This is a genomic window from Streptomyces massasporeus, assembly GCF_014648995.1.
Taxonomy (GTDB): Bacteria; Actinomycetota; Actinomycetes; order Streptomycetales; family Streptomycetaceae; genus Streptomyces; species Streptomyces massasporeus.
The window spans coordinates 538,562-558,237 of the sequence record NZ_BMSE01000002.1; the positions used below are offsets into that span (position 1 = coordinate 538,562).

A 19,676-nucleotide genomic window follows, 5' to 3' on the forward strand; every position below is an offset into this window, starting at 1 on the left:
GGCGAGACAGGACACAGAGAGCTCCCGTGCGGCGCCCGCGCCCCGGACGGCGGCGAACGCGCACAGCGCGCGCCGCGGACGTCACCGGCATCGCCGGACCAGGCGCGGCGCCCGGGAGCCTGACGGGAGATAAGCCCGCATGCTCGAACCGACCGAACCCACAGAGGGTTCCGAACAGAACACTCCCAGCGACACCCTGCCGCCCCGCCGGCGGCGGCGTGCCGCGTCCCGCCCGGCGGGTCCGCCCACCGGTGCCTCTTCCGACGCGCCGGTGGAGACCGTCGCGCCGGCCATACCGGTCGCCGAGGCCGAGGATCTCGCGGCCGACGTCGTGGAGGCAGACGAGGTCGAGGAAGCCACGGCCGAGGCGGACAAGGCTCCCGAGGCCGTTGTGAGCGACGAGGCCGCCGCGCCCGCCCCGCCCAAGCGGCGTCGCGCCGTGCGCCGTGCCTCCGCGCCCACCGGCGCTCCGGAGGCGGCCGAGGCCGCCGAGACCGTGGTCAAGGCGACGGCCGGAACTCCCGCCGCCGAGCCGGCCGAGGCCGTCACCCTCGCCGCGTCCACCGACGTGACCGAGGACGCCGCTCCCAAGCGCACCCGCCGTCGCGCCACCCGCACCGTGACCTCGCCCACCGCCGCTCCGGCGGAGACCGCCGAGACCGTCGCCGCTCCGGCGCAGGCGGCCGAGACCGTCGCCGCCCCGGCCGTGTCGGAAGCCCCGGAGCCGACGGCCGTGGCCGAAGGTGCCGAGGCCGCTGAAGCTGAAGAGGCTGCTCCGCGTCGGACTCGCCGGCGTGCCTCGCGGCGGGCGTCCGCGCCCGCCGGGGCGCCTTCCGCCGCGGACGCGGTGGGGGGCAACGCCGAGGAGGCGAAGGCACCCGTGACCGAGAACCCCGCCGCCGAGCCCGCCCGCGCGTCCGAGGCGACCGCCTCCGAGACCGCTGCCGCGGAGCCCGCCCGTGCTGCCGACGCCCCCGTCGAGGCCGCCGAGTCGGCCGAAGAGGCCGGACCGCGGCGCCGTCGCCGCGTCGTGCGCCGGGCCGCCAGTGGCTTCGCCGAGCCCGCCCAGCCCGCCAAGGGCGCGAAGGCCTCGAAGGCCGCCGCCCGGGCGACCGCGGGTGCGGCCGACGGCGAGAGCGAGCCGACGTCGCGTCCGAGGCGGCCCGCCGTCGCGCTGTTCCAGGCGCCCGTCTTCACCGAGCCCCAGTTCCAGACCCCGGAGCGGGCCGCTGCAGCGGCCGCCGCCGAGGCGGCCGGGGCCGAGGAGCCGCAGGAGGCCGAGGAGTCCGAGGAGTCCGCGCCGGCCGAGGCCCAGCGCGAGGAGCAGACCGGCGGCTCCCGCCGTCGGCGCCGTCGCCGGGGTGCCGGCGACGAGCCCGAGACCCAGGCCCCCGAGACCGCCGCCGCCGACACCTCCGCCGATGAGGCGGAGGAGGCCGACGAGTCCGCCGAGGACCAGGCCGACGGCGACGACCAGGACGAGTCCGAGGGCACCGGCTCGCGCCGCCGCCGTCGCCGGGGAGGCCGCCGCCGCAGGCGCGGTGAGTCCGCCGACTCCGACGGTGAGGGCGGCGAGGACGCCGAGTCCGAGCAGGGCGCCGCGCAGGACACCGAGGACGGCGCCGAGGAGGACGACGAGGACTCCGACGACGCCACCGACCGCGACGAGTCCGGCGGAGGCGGCTCCAGCAGCAGCCGCCGGCGCCGTCGCCGCCGTCGCCGCGCCGGTGACTCCGGCACCGACTCCGAGCCCTCCGACGACGACCCCGAGCGCACGGTCGTCAAGGTCCGCGAGCCCCGCCCCAAGGCCGAGCCGTCCGACGAGGTGCAGTCCATCAAGGGCTCGACCCGTCTGGAGGCCAAGAAGCAGCGCCGCCGCGAAGGCCGCGAGCAGGGCCGCCGGCGCGTGCCGATCATCACCGAGGCCGAGTTCCTGGCCCGCCGCGAGGCCGTCGAGCGTGTCATGGTCGTCCGCCAGCACGGCGACCGCACGCAGATCGGCGTCCTCGAGGACGACGTGCTCGTCGAGCACTACGTCAACAAGGAGCAGGCGACCTCGTACGTCGGCAACGTCTACCTCGGCAAGGTGCAGAACGTGCTGCCGTCGATGGAGGCCGCCTTCATCGACATCGGCAAGGGCCGCAACGCCGTCCTGTACGCCGGTGAGGTCAACTTCGAGGCGCTCGGCATGGCCCACGGGCCGCGCCGTATCGAGTCCGCCCTGAAGTCCGGCCAGTCCGTGCTCGTCCAGGTGACGAAGGACCCGATCGGTCACAAGGGCGCCCGCCTGACCAGCCAGGTCTCCCTCCCGGGCCGCTACCTCGTGTACGTGCCCGAGGGCTCCATGACCGGCATCAGCCGCAAGCTGCCCGACACCGAGCGGGCCCGGCTGAAGACCATCCTCAAGAAGATCGTCCCCGAGGACGCGGGCGTCATCGTGCGCACCGCCGCCGAGGGCGCGAGCGAGGACGAGCTGCGCCGGGACGTCGAGCGGCTGCAGCAGCAGTGGGAGGACATCCAGAAGAAGGCCAAGGGCGGCAACGCTCCGACGCTGCTGTACGGCGAGCCGGACATGACCGTCCGGGTCGTGCGCGACATCTTCAACGAGGACTTCTCCAAGGTCGTCGTCAGCGGTGACGAGGCGTGGTCGACCATCCACGGCTACGTCTCGCACGTCGCGCCGGACCTCGCCGAGCGGCTGTCGAAGTGGACCTCCGAGGTCGACGTCTTCGCCACCTACCGGATCGACGAGCAGCTCGCCAAGGCCCTCGACCGCAAGGTGTGGCTGCCCAGCGGCGGTTCGCTGGTGATCGACCGGACCGAGGCGATGGTCGTCGTCGACGTCAACACCGGCAAGTTCACCGGCCAGGGCGGCAACCTCGAGGAGACCGTCACCAGGAACAACCTGGAGGCGGCCGAGGAGATCGTGCGTCAGCTGCGGCTGCGCGACCTCGGCGGCATCATCGTCATCGACTTCATCGACATGGTGCTGGAGTCCAACCGGGACCTGGTGCTGCGGCGCCTGCTGGAGTGCCTGGGCCGGGACCGTACGAAGCACCAGGTCGCGGAAGTGACCTCGCTCGGGCTCGTGCAGATGACCCGCAAGCGGGTCGGGCAGGGCCTGCTGGAGTCCTTCTCCGAGACCTGCGTCCACTGCAACGGACGCGGCGTCATCGTGCACATGGAGCAGCCGACGGCCGCCGGGGGCGGCGGCAAGCGCAAGAAGCGCGCGCGTGCCGGCGCCGCCGAGCAGCCGCACGTGCACGAGGCGGCCGTCGAGACCGCCGAGCAGGAGGCCGAGACCGAGGCCGAGGTCGGAGCCGAGGCCGCCGAGCCGATCGCGCTGCCCGAGCCGTCCTTCGAGCCCGACGAGGAGCTGTACAGCAGCGCCGCCGAGGCGGAGGCCGCGGCCGGCCGCGGACGGTCGCGTCGCCGGGCCGGCCGGCGGGCGTCGGCGCCGGCGGGCTCCCCGCGCGGTGAGGCCGCCGAGCCGAAGGCCGAGCAGGGCAGGGACCGCACCCGGCGCGGCCGGGGCCGGGCCGAGCAGGCCGAGGCCGAGGCGCCGACGGCTCAGGAGGTGACCGCCGAGCAGGAGGTCGCCCGTCCGGTGCAGCCGGAGACGGCCGCCGAAGCCCAGGCCGAGCCGATGGCCATGGAGGACCCGGTGGTCGAGGCCGCTCCGGTCGTCGAGGCCGCTCCGGCCGAGGAGGCCGCGCCCAAGGGCCGTACCCGGCGTCGGGCCACCCGCAAGGTGTCCGCTCCGGCCGGTTCCCCGGCGGGGGCCGAGGCGACCGTGGTGACGGTCGCCGAGACCGCGCCCGCGGCCACCGAGGTGGCCGAGCAGGCCGAGGCCGCCGAGCCGGTCGCCGAGGCGCCCGCGGAGAGCGCCGCCCCGGCCCGTCCGCGTCGCCGCGCCGTGCGCAAGCCCACGGTGTCCACGGCGTCCGAGGACACGGCCGTCGTGGTCGTCCCGTCGGCCGCGTCCGAGGAGGCTCCGGAGGCTCCCGTGTCCGCGGAGGCGCCCGCGTCGGACGGTGCCGTCACCGAGGAGGCCGCCGAGGAGTCGGCGCCCGCCAAGAAGACGGCCCGCAAGACGGCCAAGAAGGCCACGGCGAAGAAGGCCGCCACCACCAAGAAGACGGCGGCGAAGAAGACCGCCGCCAAGAAGACGACGGCCAAGAAGGCGGCGAAGACCACCAAGACCGCCGCCAAGAAGACCACGTCGAAGAAGACCGTGGCGGCGGAGCAGTCGGCCTCGTCCGCGTCCTCCGTCTCGGCCTCCACCGACGAGGGCTGAGATCCACTGCCTGTGCGACCGGCGTGACCGGTCGCACAGGTGGCGGGCCCGGCTCGGTTTGACCCCTTCGGCCGCGGCCCCGTAACCTTGACCGTCGGCGTGTCGACTGACGCGTCTACATCCCCGTAAACCTCATCCTCCGGGCGCCGGGCGCCAGGAGAGGCTGCTCGCTGAGTCGGGCGGCTGGCCTGCGGGGGTGCCGTTTCCCGAGCTAGAGAGTGAGTCCCGCGTGTACGCCATCGTGCGCAGCGGTGGTCGCCAGCACAAGGTTGCTGTCGGCGACATCGTTGAGGTTGACAAGATTTCCACTGCCAAGGTTGGCGACTCGGTCGAGCTCTCGACCCTGCTCGTTGTCGACGGCGACGCCGTGACCAGCGACCCGTGGGTGCTGGCCGGCATCAAGGTCCAGGCCGAGGTCGTGGACCACCACAAGGGCCAGAAGATCGACATTCTGCGCTACAAGAACAAGACCGGTTACCGCCGTCGCCAGGGCCACCGCCAGCAGTACACGGCGATCAAGGTCACTGAGATCCCCACGGCTGCGAAGTAAGGGACTGAGGAGAAATGGCACACAAGAAGGGCGCATCGTCCACCCGGAACGGTCGCGACTCCAATGCCCAGCGGCTCGGCGTGAAGCGCTTCGGCGGTCAGGTCGTCAACGCGGGTGAGATCCTGGTCCGTCAGCGTGGCACCCACTTCCACCCGGGCTCCGGCGTCGGCCGTGGCGGCGACGACACGCTGTTCGCCCTCGAGGCCGGTTCGGTGCAGTTCGGCACCCACCGTGGCCGCAAGGTCGTGAACATCGTTCCGGTCGCCTGATCGGAAGCTTTCGCGAGGCGGACCTCACTTCCCTCACGGGAAGCGGGTCCGCCTTTCGCGTGTTACGCAGAGAGCAACCCCGTACAACCTCGTACACATACGTACGCACCTGGAGGCACACACCATGACCACCTTCGTGGACCGCGTCGAGCTGCACGTCGCCGCGGGTAGCGGAGGCCACGGCTGTGCCTCCGTCCACCGTGAGAAGTTCAAGCCCCTCGGCGGGCCGGACGGCGGTAACGGCGGGCGCGGCGGGGACGTGATCCTCACCGTCGACCAGTCGATCACCACGCTGCTCGACTACCACCACTCCCCGCACCGCAAGGCCACCAACGGCAAGCCCGGCGAGGGCGGCAACCGCTCCGGCAAGGACGGTCAGGACCTCGTCCTGCCGGTGCCGGACGGCACGGTCGTGCTGGACAAGGCGGGCAACGTCCTCGCCGACCTGGTCGGGCACGGCACGTCGTACGTCGCCGCGCAGGGTGGCCGGGGCGGACTCGGCAACGCGGCGCTGGCCTCCGCACGGCGCAAGGCGCCCGGATTCGCGCTCCTCGGCGAGCCGGGAGACCTGCGGGACGTCGTCCTGGAGCTGAAGACCGTCGCCGACGTGGCCCTCGTCGGGTACCCGAGCGCCGGCAAGTCGTCGCTGATCTCGGTACTGAGCGCCGCCAAGCCGAAGATCGCCGACTACCCCTTCACCACGCTCGTGCCGAACCTCGGTGTCGTCACGGCCGGTTCGACCGTCTACACGATCGCCGACGTGCCCGGTCTAATCCCCGGCGCCAGCCAGGGCAAGGGCCTGGGTCTCGAGTTCCTGCGGCACGTGGAGCGGTGCAGTGTGCTCGTGCACGTCCTCGACACCGCGACGCTGGAGTCGGAGCGTGACCCCGTCTCCGACCTCGACATCATCGAGGAAGAGCTGCGGCAGTACGGCGGGCTGGACAACCGGCCGCGCATGGTCGTCCTGAACAAGATCGACGTACCGGACGGCAAGGATCTGGCCGAGATGGTGCGCCCCGACCTGGAGACGCGCGGCTACCGCGTGTTCGAGGTCTCGGCCGTGGCGCACATGGGCCTGAAGGAGCTGTCCTTCGCGCTCGCCGAGCTCGTGGCGCAGTCGCGGGCCGCGAAGCCGAAGGAAGAGGCCACCCGGATCGTCATCCGGCCCAAGGCCGTGGACGACACCGGCTTCACCGTGACGCAGGAGGCCGACGGCCTGTTCCGGGTACGCGGTGAGAAGCCCGAACGCTGGGTGCGCCAGACCGACTTCAACAACGACGAGGCCGTCGGCTACCTCGCCGACCGGCTCAACCGGCTCGGTGTCGAGCAGGAGCTGATGAAGGCGGGCGCCCGGGGCGGCGACGGCGTCGCCATCGGCCCCGAGGACAACGCGGTCGTCTTCGACTGGGAACCGTCCATGACGGCCGGCGCCGAGATGCTCGGCCGGCGCGGTGAGGACCACCGACTCGAGGGGGAGCGGCCCGCCGCGCAGCGCCGCAAGGACCGGCAGGCCGAACGGGACGAGGCGCAGCAGGAGTTCGACGACTTCGAGCCGTTCTGAGTTAACAAACAGCAAATTCGCAACGGACTTCGGTGCAACCAAGTCGTTCTTCGGTGAGTCGTACAGGGTGGCGCCGGTGGGGATCTTGTTCCCCACCGCGCCGTAACTGCCCAGCGGATCAACGGAGTTGACGTGCCTCAGTCCATGAGCAAGCGCAGGGTCGGCCGAGCGGTCGCCGCGGCCATCGCCGTCGTCGCGGCCGTGACCACCCCGGTGGCCGCCGCCCCGGCCGCCCCGGCCGCCCCGTCCGTCGCGAAGAAGCTCCAGGACGACTTCAACGGCGACGGCTACCAGGACCTGGCCGTCGCCGCCTCGCGCGGAAAGGTCGACGGGCAGGCCCAGGCCGGTTACGTGGCCGTCGTGTACGGCTCGGCCAAGGGTCTCGACCTCACCCACAAGCAGGTCCTCAGCCAGAACACCCCGGGTATACCGGGTGCCGCGGAGACGAACGACGACTACGGCGACGGTCTCGCCGCCGGCGACCTGGACGGCGACGGCTACGCCGACCTGGTCGTGGGTGCCCCGGGTGAGAGCGTCGGAGACGTCAGGGCGGCCGGCACGCTCGCCGTGCTGTGGGGCGGGAAGCAGGGCCTGTCCGGCGGCACGGCCGTGGCCACCGGCACCGAGGAGGACCGGGTCGACCCCGAGACTCCGGCGCTCGGCGACTTCGACGGCGACGGCCAGCTGGACCTCGCCACCGGCAACCGCCTGCTGTCCGGGCCGTTCGACCGCACCACGGGCGCCGCGAAGAGCCGGACCCTGGCCATCGAGCCCGCGTACGTCACGGACGACGTGGCGGCCGGGGACGTCGACCACGACGGCATCACGGACCTGGTCGCGCTCATCCATGACGTCAGCGACGACGACATGCACGACCCCGACTACAGGCACCGGCGCGCGGTCTTCCTGCGGGGCACCCGTGACGGCCTGAGCGCCCCCGCCCCGGTGAACAACCCCGACGGCACGCGCATGCGCGGCGGCGAGAGCCTCGGCGTCGGCGACGTGGACAAGGACGGGTACGCCGACCTCGTCATCGGCCGCCCGAACGACGGCTTCGGCGAAGTCGACCTCGACGACCCGCTGTTGAAGGGCGGCCAGATCGGCGTGGTGCACGGCTCGGCGAACGGACCCGACACCTCCCGTACGACGATCATCACGCAGGAAACCCCGGGTGTGCCCGGAAGCTCGGAGTGGTCCGACAGTTTCGGCGGGTCCATCTCCGTCGGTGACGTCAACGCCGACGGCTACGCGGACGTCTCCACCGGCAGCTCGAGCGAGGACCTCGGCGAGGTGTACGCGGCCGGCCAGGTGACCATCCTGCGCGGCGGCAGGTCCGGGCTCACCGGGAACGGCGCCTACAGCATCAGCCAGAACACCGAGAACGTCCCGGGCACCGCGGAGCAGAACGACTTCTTCGGCGCCGACACCAACCTGCTCGACGTCAACGGCGACGGCCGGGCCGAGCTGTTCGCCGGCGCCACCGGCGAGAACCGGGACGGCGGCGTCTGGGCGTTCCCCAACCCGGTGAACACCCCCACCGCAACCGGCTCGGTCAGCTTCGGCGCGGGCACCCTCGGCACGGTCAAGAGCGGCTCCTCCCTCGGCAGGGGTTTCGCACGCTGACCCGTTACTGATCACTTGTCAGACTCGCCCCGGCAACGGCTTGTTCCGATGCTGGCGGCGAGTCTCTCTTTGTCTGCTTAGTTGTCATGTACGTGAACCCCGGCGTTCAGCGGGCGGACCGCCCGCGAGCGTGAAGCTTCCCAGTGTCCAAGTGGCCAGCGAGGTAAGGGAGTCAGCCGATGACCGGAGCAGTATCCCCCGACCGACGCCGCTTTCTGACCGCAGGAGCCGCGGTGCTCGGCGCCGCGGCCTCCGCCCAGCTGTGGCTCCCGGCCGCCGCCCGAGCGGCCGAGACGCCGTTGCCCGACGGTGTGTTCAGCCTCGGCGTCTCCTCGGGCGACCCGCTGCCGGACGGCATCGTGCTGTGGACCAGACTCGCCCCGGACCCGCTGAACGGCGGCGGCATGCCCGACCGGCCGGTGCCGGTGGAGTGGCAGCTCGCCGAGGACCCCCGGTTCAGAAAGCTCGCCCGACAGGGCACCGCGCAGGCACGGCCCGAGTACGGACACAGCGTTCACGTGGACGTACGCGGGCTGCGCGCGGACCGTACGTACTGGTACCGCTTCCGCACCAGCGGGCAGCTCTCGCCCGTCGGCCGCACCCGTACCGCGCCCCACCCTCACAGCTCCGGTGGCTCCCTGCGCATGGCCCTCGCCTCCTGCCAGAACTGGCAGCACGGCTATTTCACGCCATACGCAGACATGCTTGATCAGGACCCGGACGTCGTGGTGTTCGTCGGCGACTACATCTACGAGTCCACGCCCTCGGCGACGGGCGTACGGCGGCACGAGGGCACCGGTGAGCCGTTCAGCCTCGTCCAGTACCGCAACCGCTACGCGCAGTACCGCACCGACCCCGACCTCGCGGCGATGCACGCGAGCGCGCCCTTCGTGGTGACCTTCGACGACCACGAGGTGGACAACGACTTCGCCGGCGAGATCCCGCAGGACCCGGACAAGCAGCCGCACGACGCGTTCGTCGCCCGGCTGACCGCTGCCTACCAGGCCTTCTACGAGCACATGCCGGTCCGTGCCACCGCCGTCCCGGACGGCCCGCACATCCGGATGTACCGCCGCCTGGAGTTCGGCCGCCTGGCCCGGCTCAACGTCCTGGACACCCGCCAGTACCGCAGCGACCAGGCAACCAGCCAGGCCGGCGCCCAGGACCCGTCGCTGACCATGCTCGGCGCCCGGCAGAAGCGGTGGCTGCTGAACGGGCTGCAGGACTCGCCCGCCCGCTGGAACCTCATCGCCTCCCAGATCATGATGGCCGAGACGGACCTCCAGGTGGGCGAGGGCAAGCTCTGGTTCTACGACGCCTGGGACGGCTACCAGGCCGAACGCAACGCGTTCATGGAGGAGTTCCGGCAGGTCCGCAACCCCGTGGTGCTCTCCGGCGACCGGCACCTGACGATGATCAGCGACCTCAAGGAGGACTACGCCGACCCGGACTCCAGGGTCGTCGGCGCCGAGTTCGTCGGCACCTCCGTCTCCAGCAACGGCGACCAGGACCAGGCCGCCTTCCGTAAGGAGTGGGACCCGCGGCGCCCGGACAACCCGCACTGGAAGCTGCTCGACGCCCACCGCGGCTACCACCTCTTCGACGTCCGCCGTGACGGCATCGACGCCCAGGTGAGGGTGGTCGACACCGTGCGGCAGCCGACCTCGACGCCGAGCACGCTGGCGAGGCTGCGGGTCGAGGCGGGCCGCCCGGGCGTCGAGGTCGTCTGACCCGCCCCGCGAGGCGCGTGAGCCCGGGACTCCTCGGAGTCCCGGGCTCTTCGTCGTACGGGACGTGTGAGATGTGTGAGAAGTCCGACCCGGTCTCGCGGTGTATTGCTCGCGCCGAGACCGAAATGCTGCGCAATCGCAACCAGGAATTCGGCAATGAGCTGCCGGGAGAGCGGTATTCGCGGTCGGCCCGCATCAAGAACGCGTGCCGCCACGGGTCCCGGGAAGTGCGGATCCGCACACCGCGGCCCCGTGACCGCCCCGGCGAGCGGCGGCCGTGGTGCACGGGGCGCCGTCAAAGCGCGTACCGTGCACAGGACATCGTCCCAAGGAGCCCGTGAGGGCCCTCGGTCACCGCCGCCCCGAGCGGCTCCGCTGTCGCTGGGCTTCTGTGCAGTTACTCACAGCGCATTTCCCGGGGCTCGCGCAGCCGTCTCGCAATCAGCGGCGTCTCCAGGTGAATGAGAGGTTGCGCGCACATATGCGGTGGAGGTCGCTCACCTTGCATTGCGGTAACCACAAGTGGGACCATTTCCAAGTTCCCTGTCGCCCCAAGGTAGGTCACCTGTGTCCCAGCACATAGCCAAGCCCCGTACCACCGCAGTGATCCTGGCCGGTGGTACCGGTCAGCGCGTGGGTCTGTCGATCCCCAAGCAGCTGCTGAAGATCGCCGGCAAGGCAGTCATCGAGCACACGCTGACCACCTTCGAGAACACCGACTCGATCGACGACATCATCGTGCTGATGGCGCCGGGTTACGTGCCCGACATCGAGAAGATCGTCGCGAAGGCCGGATTCAAGAAGGTCTCGAAGGTCATCGAGGGCGGCTCCACGCGGAACGAGACCACCGAGCGCGCCATCGCCGCGCTGGGCGAGGGCCTGGCCGAGGGCGAGGACGCCAACGTCCTCTTCCACGACGCCGTGCGCCCCCTGCTCTCGCAGCGCGTCATCGACGACTGCGTCGTCGCCCTGGAGCGCTACCAGGCCGTCGACGTGGCCATTCCGTCCGCGGACACCATCATCGTCACGCGCACGCACGGCGAGGACGGTGAGTTCATCACCGAGATCCCGGACCGCTCCCGGCTGCGCCGCGGCCAGACGCCGCAGGCGTTCAAGCTGTCCACGATCAAGCGCGCCTACGAGGTCGCCGCGGGTGACCCCAACTTCCAGGCGACCGACGACTGCTCCGTCGTGCTCAAGTACCTGCCGGACGTGCCGATCCACGTCGTCGCGGGTGACGAGTACAACATGAAGGTCACCCAGCCCGTCGACGTCTTCATCGCCGACAAGCTCTTCCAGCTGGCCTCCACGGCCGCCCCCGAGCAGGTCTCCGAGGAGGCCTACCGCGAGCTGCTGACCGGCAAGACCATGGTCGTCTTCGGCGGCAGCTACGGCATCGGCAAGGACATCGCCGAGCTCGCCGAGTCCTACGGCGCCAAGGTCTACGCGCTCGGCCGCTCCACCACCGGCACCCACGTGGAGAACCCGGAGGAGGTCGACGACGCCCTGTCGAAGGCGTACGCCGAGACGGGCCGCATCGACTACGTGGTCAACACCGCCGGCGTGCTGCGCATAGGCAAGCTCGCCGAGACCGACAACGCCACCATCGAGGAGGCGCTGAAGGTCAACTACCTGGCCCCGGTGCAGATCGCCCGGTCGTCGTACAAGTACCTGTCCGAGACCAAGGGCCAGCTGCTGCTCTACACCTCCAGCAGCTACACGCGGGGCCGTGCCGAGTACAGCCTGTACTCCTCCACCAAGGCCGCCATGGTGAACCTCACCCAGGCCCTGTCCGACGAGTGGGCCGGCGACGGCGTCCGCGTCAACTGCATCAACCCCGAGCGCACCGCCACCCCCATGCGCACCAAGGCGTTCGGCCAGGAACCCTCGGGCTCCCTGCTGTCCTCCGAGGCCGTGGCCCGCACCTCGCTCGACGTGCTGCTCTCCGAGCTCACCGGCCACGTCATCGACGTCCGCCAGCAGGACCCGACGGCCGGCGCGGCCCGGGCCTCCGGCTTCGAGCAGGCACTGGCCACGGTGCTGGACCGGCAGGACGGCGTGTAATAATTGGCGCCAAATAGACTTCAGTAATTCAGGCCTCTGCGCCCTCCTGTCAACGGCTTTTGTCGTCGAACGGAGTGTTCGCAGGGGCCTGAATCCATACCGTCTCGCGAATATTCACAGACCAGCCGCATTCTCGAACCAAGACCGGCACACCCCTCCCAAGAGCAGGTTTCTCCGTGATATCCACCGCTATTCGCGTCGCCCGGGTGGGCAGCGCGGCCGAGCTGGCCGCGGCGATCCTCATGGTGGCGGGCTTCCCCGCCCTCATGCTGGCCGCGCTCGTCCCGAGCGTTCCCGCCTTCGCGGCAGCGGCCGCCGTGACGTACCTGGCGGACCACTATCTGCACCGCAAGGGCAGCTACCTGATCAACCGCCTCGGCAAGGTGCGGGCCGGTCTGTCGATCCGCTTCCTGATAAGGCAGCTGCTGCTCGTCCTGCTGCTGGCCCGGCTGTCCCTCGCGGACAACCTGATCTACTACGGGGCGATCGCCTGCTTCATCGCCTTCTACGGCCTCCAGGCCCCGCACGGCGCACTGGTCCAGCTGATCCGCAACCGCCGCCGCATGCCGGTCGCCACCCGCAACGTCGACCTGGCCTCGCGCATCTGCATCCCGGACGCCCCGCCGCGCAAGCTGCTGCACCGCTCCGCCGAGAAGATGCTCCACCTCGACCTGGTGGCGGTCGTCGGCATCCTGGTCGCCGCGCAGGTCAAGTCGGCCCTGATCGGCTTCATCGGCATCGGTGTCACCGTGGCCCTGGCCACCCTGTACGTCCTGGCGCTCGTGCCGTACGTGCGCGGCCATAAGATCCCGCCGAAGGCGGAGACGGTCCTGGCCGCCGTCGACGACTGGCTGGGCGAGTACAAGCCGGAGACGGTCCTGTACTTCTCGGGTTCGAAGGACTCCGCCTACCAGGTCAACATGTGGCTCGACACCATGGAGAAGCTGGAGTCCAAGCCGCTGATCATCCTGCGTGAGCGGGCGATCCTGAACAATCTGGCGCCCACCACGGTCCCCGTCATCTGCGTGCCCGGAGGGGTGCACCTGATGAACCTGGACCTCTCCACGGTGCGCGTCGCGCTCTACGCGGCCAACGTCGGCAAGAACATCCACCTGCTGCGCGTGCCCACCATCAAGCACGTCTTCATCGGCCACGGCGACAGCGACAAGCTCGCCAGCGTCAACCCGTACAGCAAGGTCTACGACGAGGTGTGGACGGCCGGCCGCGCGGGCCGCGACCGCTACGCCATCGCCGACGTCGGTGTCCGCGACGACGACATCGTCGAGGTCGGCCGCCCGCAGCTCGCCCCGATCCAGACCTGGCAGGGCGTGCCCGAGGGGCGCATCCCCACGGTTCTGTACGCCCCCACCTGGGAGGGCTGGGACGGCAACCCGGGCAACACCTCGGTCGTGCTGGCCGGCGAGAACATCGTGAAGCAGCTCGTGCAGGCCGACCCGCCGGTCCGCGTCCTGTACAAGCCGCACCCGTTCACCGGCAACGTCAGCAAGGAGGCCGGCGCCGCTCACCGGCGGATCACCGCCCTGGTGCAGAAGGCCGCCGCGGAGCGCGCCATCAACACGCGCTTCATCGCCGACACCGCCGCCCAGGCGCAGGCCAAGGCCGAGCTGGAGCGGATCGAGGCCCGGCTCGCGCAGCTGTCCGGCTCCGGCGGCGACCGTGGCGACGAGGCCGTGGCCACCCGTGACGGGCTGGTCGACGTCGCCCGGCACGAGGAGGTCGCCCGGCTGCGCGCCGAGTGGAACGACGCCTACTGGCGTTCCTTCCCGTCCTGGGAGCACCGCGTCATCACGGGCGCCGAGCCGCGCCTGTACGACTGCTTCAACGTCTCCGACGCGATGGTCTCCGACATCTCCAGCGTGGTGTCCGACTTCATCGCGAGCGGCAAGCCGTACGCGGTCACCGACTCCGCCGAGGTGGGCGTCGAGGAGTTCAAGCGGAACAACACGGCGGTGCGTGCCGCGGTGATCCTCTCCAACAGCGCGTCCGAGCTGGGCGAGCTGCTCGGCGCGGTCCGCGCCCCGGACGCCGACCGGCTGGCCGAGGACCGCAAGGAGCTCAAGCGGTACCTGCTGGGCCCGGACGAGCCGACCTCCCTCGAGCAGTTCAACACCGCCGTCGCGAACCTCGCGGTCAAGGCCGAGACGCGCAATGTCGGCCAGCAGTCCCGGGACGTGGCCGCCCTCGCGGAGAGCGAGGCCGAGCTGGCGAACGCCGTGCCTGGGCAGCGGGTGGCCGCTGCCGGTGACACGGACGGGGTCGGAACGGCCTGAACTTCCGCAGCTGACTGAAGAGTTCGGCCCCGAGGAGCTTCTCCTCGGGGCCGAACTCTTTCTGCTTCCCGGGTCCTGTCGGCGCAATGTGTGACGTGTCCCACTAACACCCGTGTGCGAGGCAACCGCTTGCCTCGATCACCCGTCTACCAAGTAGCGAATGAGGCGATACGGGGGGAATATCCCGTTGACTAGGGGGAAACGTGACCGTGACGCAGCCTGATGTGAGTGTGATCATCGGTGCGTACGAAGCGATGCCGTATCTGATCGAGTGCCTCTCGTCCGTCGAGGCGCAGACCATCGATCCGACACGCGTCGAGGTCATCGCGGTGGACGACGGTTCGACGGACGGGACGGGGGAGTACCTGGAGGAGTTCGCCGAGCGCGCTCCCATGCACGTGCTGGTGATCCGGCAGGAGAACTCCGGCGGCCCCAGCGGCCCGCGCAACGTGGGCCTGGGCAAGGCCACCGGACGCTACGTCTTCTTCCTCGACGCGGACGACCGGCTGGGCCCCGAGGCCCTGGAGCGGATGGTCGACATGGCCGACCGCGCCGGCACGGACGTGGTGCTCGGCAAGGTCGAGGGCGTCAACCGCTCGGCACCGAAGTCCATGTGGGGCAAGACGGTGGAGCGGACGGACGTCTTCTCCTCCAACATCAAGTTCACGCTCAGCGCGCAGAAGCTGTTCCGCCGCGCCCTGCTGGACCGGCACGGCATGCGCTTCGACGAGTCGCTGTTCACCGGCGAGGACGCGCTGTTCACCATGGAGGCGTATCTGCGGGCGGACGGCGTCTCCGTGGTCGCCGACCACACCTGCTACTACCTGGTCGGCCGCGACGACGGCAAGCACGTGACGAAGAGCGGCAGTTACACGCTGCGCTTCGACTCCGCGCGGGCCCTGATGGAGCTCATCGCCGATCTCGTCCCCGCGGGCGGCCGACGCGACCAGCTGATGATCCGGCCCTTCCTCGTCACGCTGCTGCCGCAGTTCGGGCCCAAGTACCTGACGGACAGCGAGGAGGTCCGCCGGCACAAGTTCGAGCTCGCCAAGCCGCTGATGGACACCTACTGGACCGAGGGCGTCGCCCAGCGCCTCAAGGTGCACGAGCGGCTGCGGCTGCACCTGGTCGCCGAGCAGCGCCCCGAACTGCTGCCGGACGTCGTGCGGTTCGTCAAGGCCAAGAAGCAGGCGGCGGCCCTCCTCGAGAGGAAGGGCCGCCGTGTGTACCTGGCCTACCCGCACTTCCGGGACCGCGCCGCCGGCGTCCCCGATGCGGTCTACCTCGCCGAGCCCCGGGAGGCCCGGGCCTTCCCGGGCTACCGCGAGGGCGGTGTCGACACCTTCATGCGCCGGGCGGTGCGCAAGGCGCGGCGGGTGCTGACGTCCCGCGAGATGCGGCACGCGGCGTGACCGCGCGTGCCGCTGCCCAACGCGGTGTGGTCGGGCCACAGCGGTGCGGTCGGGTCCTCCGTCGCGGTGCCGCTCGACGCGGTGCGGTCGGGATCTGGAACGCGGTGCGGTCGGGATCTAGAACGCGATGCCGCTCAACGCGGTGCGGAAGGGACCTGGAACGCGGTGCCGCTCAACGCGGTGCGGTCGGGACCTCGGTCGCGGTGCGCTGACCGGGCACCGCGGCCAGCCGCTCCGCCACCCGGGCCCTGTGGTCCCGGGCCGCCCCGCACAGCGCCCGGACGGCGTCGTTGAAGCGCTCCTGCGACGAGGGCTCCGCCGGGCCGAGCAGCCGCAGTTTCAACTCGGCTCGTGCCTCGGCCAGCTCGTCGCGCTCCGGGTGCCGGACGGCGTCCAGCAGGTCCGGCACCCCGGCGGCGTCCGGCGTCAGCACCGTCGCCGCGACCACCGTCGGGAACGCGACACGGAAGGCGTCCTCGGACAGCCCACTGGTGTTGGCCACGGCGTACGGCTTCGCACTGGCGAGGAAGTCGCTGATCACGCTCGACACATCGCTGATCAGCAGGTCGGCCACGTTGAAGCAGGAGTACAGCGTGGGCCTGGCGTCCGTGATGATCTGGTGCTCACCCTCCGGCAGCGAGGCCCAGTACGCCTCCTCCCACGCGGCCGTCGCCCGCGCCACCGCCTCCGCGCGGCCCGGCTCCGGCGCCGACTGCACCAGCATCCGCTCCACGGTGTCGGCCCCGGCCCGGAACACCGACGTGGTGAGCCGGTCCAGCTCGGCGGTGCGGAGGGTGAGTTCCGCGCTGTCCGAGGGGCGTGCCCCCGCCCGCTCCCGGTTGGCCGCCCGGATCAGCTCCCGGATCCGCAGATCGGCCGCGCCGGCGCGCGGGTCCACCGAGCCCGTCAGCGGGTGCGGCTTGTACAGGAGCCGCACGCCCGGGTCGGCGAGCAGCGCCCGGACCAGGTTCTCCCCGGCCGCGATCACCGAGGTGTTGCCGGGATTGCCGTCCCAGCCCTCCCAGGTCGGCGCGTACAGCACGGTCGTGCGCGGCCCGGCCGGCGGGCCCGCGTAGGGCAGCACGCCGTCCAGCTGCGGGCGGCCCGTCTCCACCACGTCCTTGTCCTCGACCCCGACCTCGGCCAGGGCGTAGCGCTCGCGCGCGGCGGGCCCGGCCACCCACACCTCGTCGTACGCCTTCGCGTACGGGTTGCAGGACGACAGCTTGTCGCTCTCGCCGTGGTTGACGAAGGTGTGCTTGATCGTGGGGATGCGCAGCACCTGAGAGGTCTTGCCGGAGTTCGACGGGTGGATGAGGACCTGGAGCGTGGAGTGCTCCAGGCGCATCAGCGTCGACACCTTCGGCAGGCACACGATGGGGATGTCCGTCGCAGCGATCTTCTGCACCATGAACCGCTCGCGCAGGATGATGACCGGCCTGCCGTCCAGTCCGGCGAGCGGCTCCAGCCACATGTTCGCCTGGTAGGCCGAGGCGGCACCGCCGGAGAAGTACAGGCCGGCGGTCGGCCGGTACGCGGCCAGCCAGGCGTCGAACCAGTCGAGCACCTCCTGCTCGTCCGCCGGGCGGCGACCCGGCAGCAGGCGCAGGAGCAGCGCGCCGAGGCCGATCAGTCCGAGGGCGAGGGAGAGCGCGATGCCCGCCGCCGCGTAGACCGGCCGGTCGCCCGGCGCGCTGGCCAGCAGCCCGGCCGTCGCGGGCAGGCCGAACACGAGCAGTCGGTGGCCGGGGCGGCGCAGCAGCACGGACGGGGCGGGGGACAGCCGCAGTGCCGAGGCGTCGATGTTCCGGGTCACCACGGGCAGCGTGCGGGTGCGGCGGACCAGCACGGAGACCGCCTGGATCGCGCAGTGCAGCACGTAGAAGACGAGCAGCCCGGCCACCAGCGGGGCGTACACCGTCTCCCGGTCCTGCTCGCCGAGCCGCAGCAGGGCCACGACCAGCAGCAGGTCCCGCAGGACGTGCCGCACGGTGATGTCGGCGTGCGACTTGGCGAACAGCGACAGCACCCCGCGCTGCCACCGGTACAGCACGCCCTCGGTGGCCAGGGAGACGGCCGTCGCGGCGATCAGCAGCGGGACGTGGGGCAGCAGCGCCGCGACCGCCTGTGCGGCGAAGGCGGCGGCCAGGACGACGGTGACCAGCCCCTTGAGGAGGGCCTGCGGGCGGGGGAGAGGTACGGGCACTGCGGTCACTCCAGGAGCGTCGGGTCGGCGCAGGTCGGCCGTCCGGGTTAACGCGCGGCGACCTCTCTACGACACGCGCGTGTCGTAGGGGCGTGGGGGCGGTTGCCGTCTCGCGTGTCGTCGGACCGTAGCGGAAGATCCTGTTCCTGTCGCGGGCGGGGGTCGAAGAAGGTCGCGGTGAGGTTCGAGAGGGGCGAAAGGTCACGTCATGGGGTGGAAGAAGGGCGGCAGCGCTCCCGTGACGACGGCGGCACTGCTCCCGTGCGACGGCGGCAATGCACCCGTGACGACGGCGGCAGCGCCCCCCTTACGTCGGCAGAGTCGTTCCCGTGCCGACGGCGGCAGCGCTCCCGTGACGCCGACGGCACCGTCCGTAGCGTGGACCGGCGCCGCACCCCGCCCGGCCGTCCCGTAGATTTCCTGGTGAGCGACCGAATCGATGCGAGGGGACGGACGGCGACGTGGCAGGGGCAAGGCAGGCCGTGGGCGAGGCCCGCAGGATCGTCGTCAAGGTCGGGTCCTCCTCGCTGACCACCGCCTCGGGCGGCCTGGACGCGGACCGCGTGGACGCGCTGGTCGACGTCCTCGCCAAGGTCCGCAGCGGCGGGGAACGCGAGATCGTCCTGGTCTCCTCGGGCGCCATCGCCGCCGGCCTCGCCCCGCTGGGCCTGCGCCGCCGCCCCAAGGACCTCGCCCGGCAGCAGGCCGCCGCCAGCGTCGGACAGGGACTGCTGGTCGCCCGCTACACCGCCTCGTTCGCCCGCTACGGCGTCCGCGTCGGGCAGGTCCTGCTGACTTCCGACGACATGAGCCGCCGCTCGCACCACCGCAACGCCTCGCGCACCCTCGACAAACTGCTCGCCATGGGCGCCTTCCCGATCGTCAACGAGAACGACACCGTCGCCACGGACGAGATCCGCTTCGGCGACAACGACCGCCTCGCCGCCCTCGTCGCCCACCTCGTCCACGCCGACCTGCTGGTCCTGCTGTCCGACGTGGACGGCGTCTACGACGGCGACCCGGCAAAGCCCGGCACCTCCCGCATCGGCGAGGTGCGCGACCCCTCCGACCTCGCGGACGTGGAGATCGGCAGCACGGGCAAGGCCGGTGTCGGCACCGGCGGCATGGTCACCAAGGTCGAGGCCGCCCGGATCGCCGCGGCCGCCGGCGTCCCCGTCGTCCTCACCAGCGCCGTCCACGCGGCCGACGCCCTGACCGGCCAGGACACCGGCACCTTCTTCCACCCCACCGGCAAGCGCTCCGCCGACCGGCTGCTGTGGCTCCAGCACGCCTCCACCCCGCAGGGCGCGCTGACCCTCGACGACGGCGCCGTGCAGGCCGTCGTGGACCGCCGCAAGTCGCTCCTGCCGGCCGGGATCGCCGCCGTCGAGGGCGAGTTCAGCGCCGGCGACCCGGTCGAACTGCGGGACGGCACGGGGCACGCGGTGGCCCGCGGGCTGGTCAACTTCGACGCCAAGGAGATCCCGCGGCTCATCGGCCGCTCCACCCGGGAACTGGCCCGCGATCTCGGACCCGCGTACGAACGTGAGGTCGTACACAGGGACGACCTGGTGGTCCTGCACCCGTAATGGGTCGAAACGTCCGCCCCCGGTGGTGGACGTTCCGCAAAACCGCCACGCGACGCCTTGCGGCCTGCTCAACTTTGTCCCAGG

Annotated in this window: 11 protein-coding genes; 10 read left to right on the forward strand and 1 reads right to left on the reverse strand. The window is 71.4% G+C overall.

Translation table 11 applies throughout. From position 1 onward, the window contains the following. Positions 1-139 precede the first annotated feature (139 nt). The 9 genes from IE153_RS07270 (at position 140) to IE153_RS07310 (ending at position 15,797) form a co-directional block, all read left to right on the forward strand. A complete protein-coding gene (locus IE153_RS07270) occupies positions 140-4,297 on the forward strand; it encodes an Rne/Rng family ribonuclease (RefSeq protein ID WP_189588923.1) in 4,158 nt (1,385 codons plus the stop codon). 229 nt (positions 4,298-4,526) lie between these two features. After that, the gene (rplU, locus tag IE153_RS07275) at positions 4,527-4,847 is read left to right on the forward strand and encodes a 50S ribosomal protein L21 (protein ID WP_030836278.1); all 321 of its coding nucleotides are present in this window, start codon (positions 4,527-4,529) and stop codon (positions 4,845-4,847) included. A gap of 14 nt (positions 4,848-4,861) precedes the next feature. Continuing rightward, the gene (rpmA, locus tag IE153_RS07280; RefSeq protein WP_031107501.1) at positions 4,862-5,116 is read left to right on the forward strand and encodes a 50S ribosomal protein L27; all 255 of its coding nucleotides are present in this window, start codon (positions 4,862-4,864) and stop codon (positions 5,114-5,116) included. Positions 5,117-5,240: 124 nt separating this feature from the next. Next, positions 5,241-6,677: a GTPase ObgE gene (gene obgE, locus IE153_RS07285; RefSeq protein WP_189588924.1), complete on the forward strand. Its 1,437-nt coding sequence runs from the start codon at positions 5,241-5,243 to the stop codon at positions 6,675-6,677. 144 nt (positions 6,678-6,821) lie between these two features. After that, a complete protein-coding gene (locus IE153_RS07290) occupies positions 6,822-8,300 on the forward strand; it encodes an FG-GAP-like repeat-containing protein (RefSeq protein ID WP_229828892.1) in 1,479 nt (492 codons plus the stop codon). A gap of 179 nt (positions 8,301-8,479) precedes the next feature. After that, complete coding sequence (locus IE153_RS07295; RefSeq protein ID WP_189588926.1) at positions 8,480-10,030, forward strand: alkaline phosphatase D family protein; 1,551 nt, start codon at positions 8,480-8,482, stop codon at positions 10,028-10,030. Positions 10,031-10,597: 567 nt separating this feature from the next. After that, positions 10,598-12,094: a bifunctional cytidylyltransferase/SDR family oxidoreductase gene (locus IE153_RS07300; protein WP_189588927.1), complete on the forward strand. Its 1,497-nt coding sequence runs from the start codon at positions 10,598-10,600 to the stop codon at positions 12,092-12,094. A 176-nt stretch (positions 12,095-12,270) separates the two neighbouring features. Next, complete coding sequence (locus IE153_RS07305) at positions 12,271-14,385, forward strand: CDP-glycerol glycerophosphotransferase family protein (protein ID WP_229828894.1); 2,115 nt, start codon at positions 12,271-12,273, stop codon at positions 14,383-14,385. Positions 14,386-14,588: 203 nt separating this feature from the next. Beyond that, complete coding sequence (locus IE153_RS07310) at positions 14,589-15,797, forward strand: glycosyltransferase family 2 protein (RefSeq protein WP_189588928.1); 1,209 nt, start codon at positions 14,589-14,591, stop codon at positions 15,795-15,797. A 172-nt stretch (positions 15,798-15,969) separates the two neighbouring features. Here the strand turns inward: IE153_RS07310 and IE153_RS07315 are convergent, their stop codons facing one another. Continuing rightward, entirely contained in the window at positions 15,970-18,003 is a 2,034-nt protein-coding gene (locus IE153_RS07315; RefSeq protein WP_189589259.1) for a CDP-glycerol glycerophosphotransferase family protein, read from the reverse strand. Positions 18,004-18,485: 482 nt separating this feature from the next. Here IE153_RS07315 and proB point away from each other — a divergent pair, with 482 nt between their 5' ends. Further along, positions 18,486-19,592 carry a glutamate 5-kinase gene (gene proB, locus IE153_RS07320; RefSeq protein WP_189589260.1) on the forward strand — a complete coding sequence of 369 codons (1,107 nt, stop codon included), beginning with the start codon at positions 18,486-18,488 and terminating at the stop codon, positions 19,590-19,592. Positions 19,593-19,676 lie beyond the last annotated feature (84 nt).

What these genes read in the sequence shown, in the direction of transcription:
- IE153_RS07295 (WP_189588926.1), top strand. Translation starts at nt 8,480, where the DNA reads ATGACCGGAGCAGTATCCCCCGACCGACGCCGCTTTCTGACCGCAGGA.
- IE153_RS07270 (WP_189588923.1), top strand. Translation starts at nt 140, where the DNA reads ATGCTCGAACCGACCGAACCCACAGAGGGTTCCGAACAGAACACTCCC.
- obgE (WP_189588924.1), top strand. Translation starts at nt 5,241, where the DNA reads ATGACCACCTTCGTGGACCGCGTCGAGCTGCACGTCGCCGCGGGTAGC.
- IE153_RS07290 (WP_229828892.1), top strand. Translation starts at nt 6,822, where the DNA reads ATGAGCAAGCGCAGGGTCGGCCGAGCGGTCGCCGCGGCCATCGCCGTC.
- rpmA (WP_031107501.1), top strand. Translation starts at nt 4,862, where the DNA reads ATGGCACACAAGAAGGGCGCATCGTCCACCCGGAACGGTCGCGACTCC.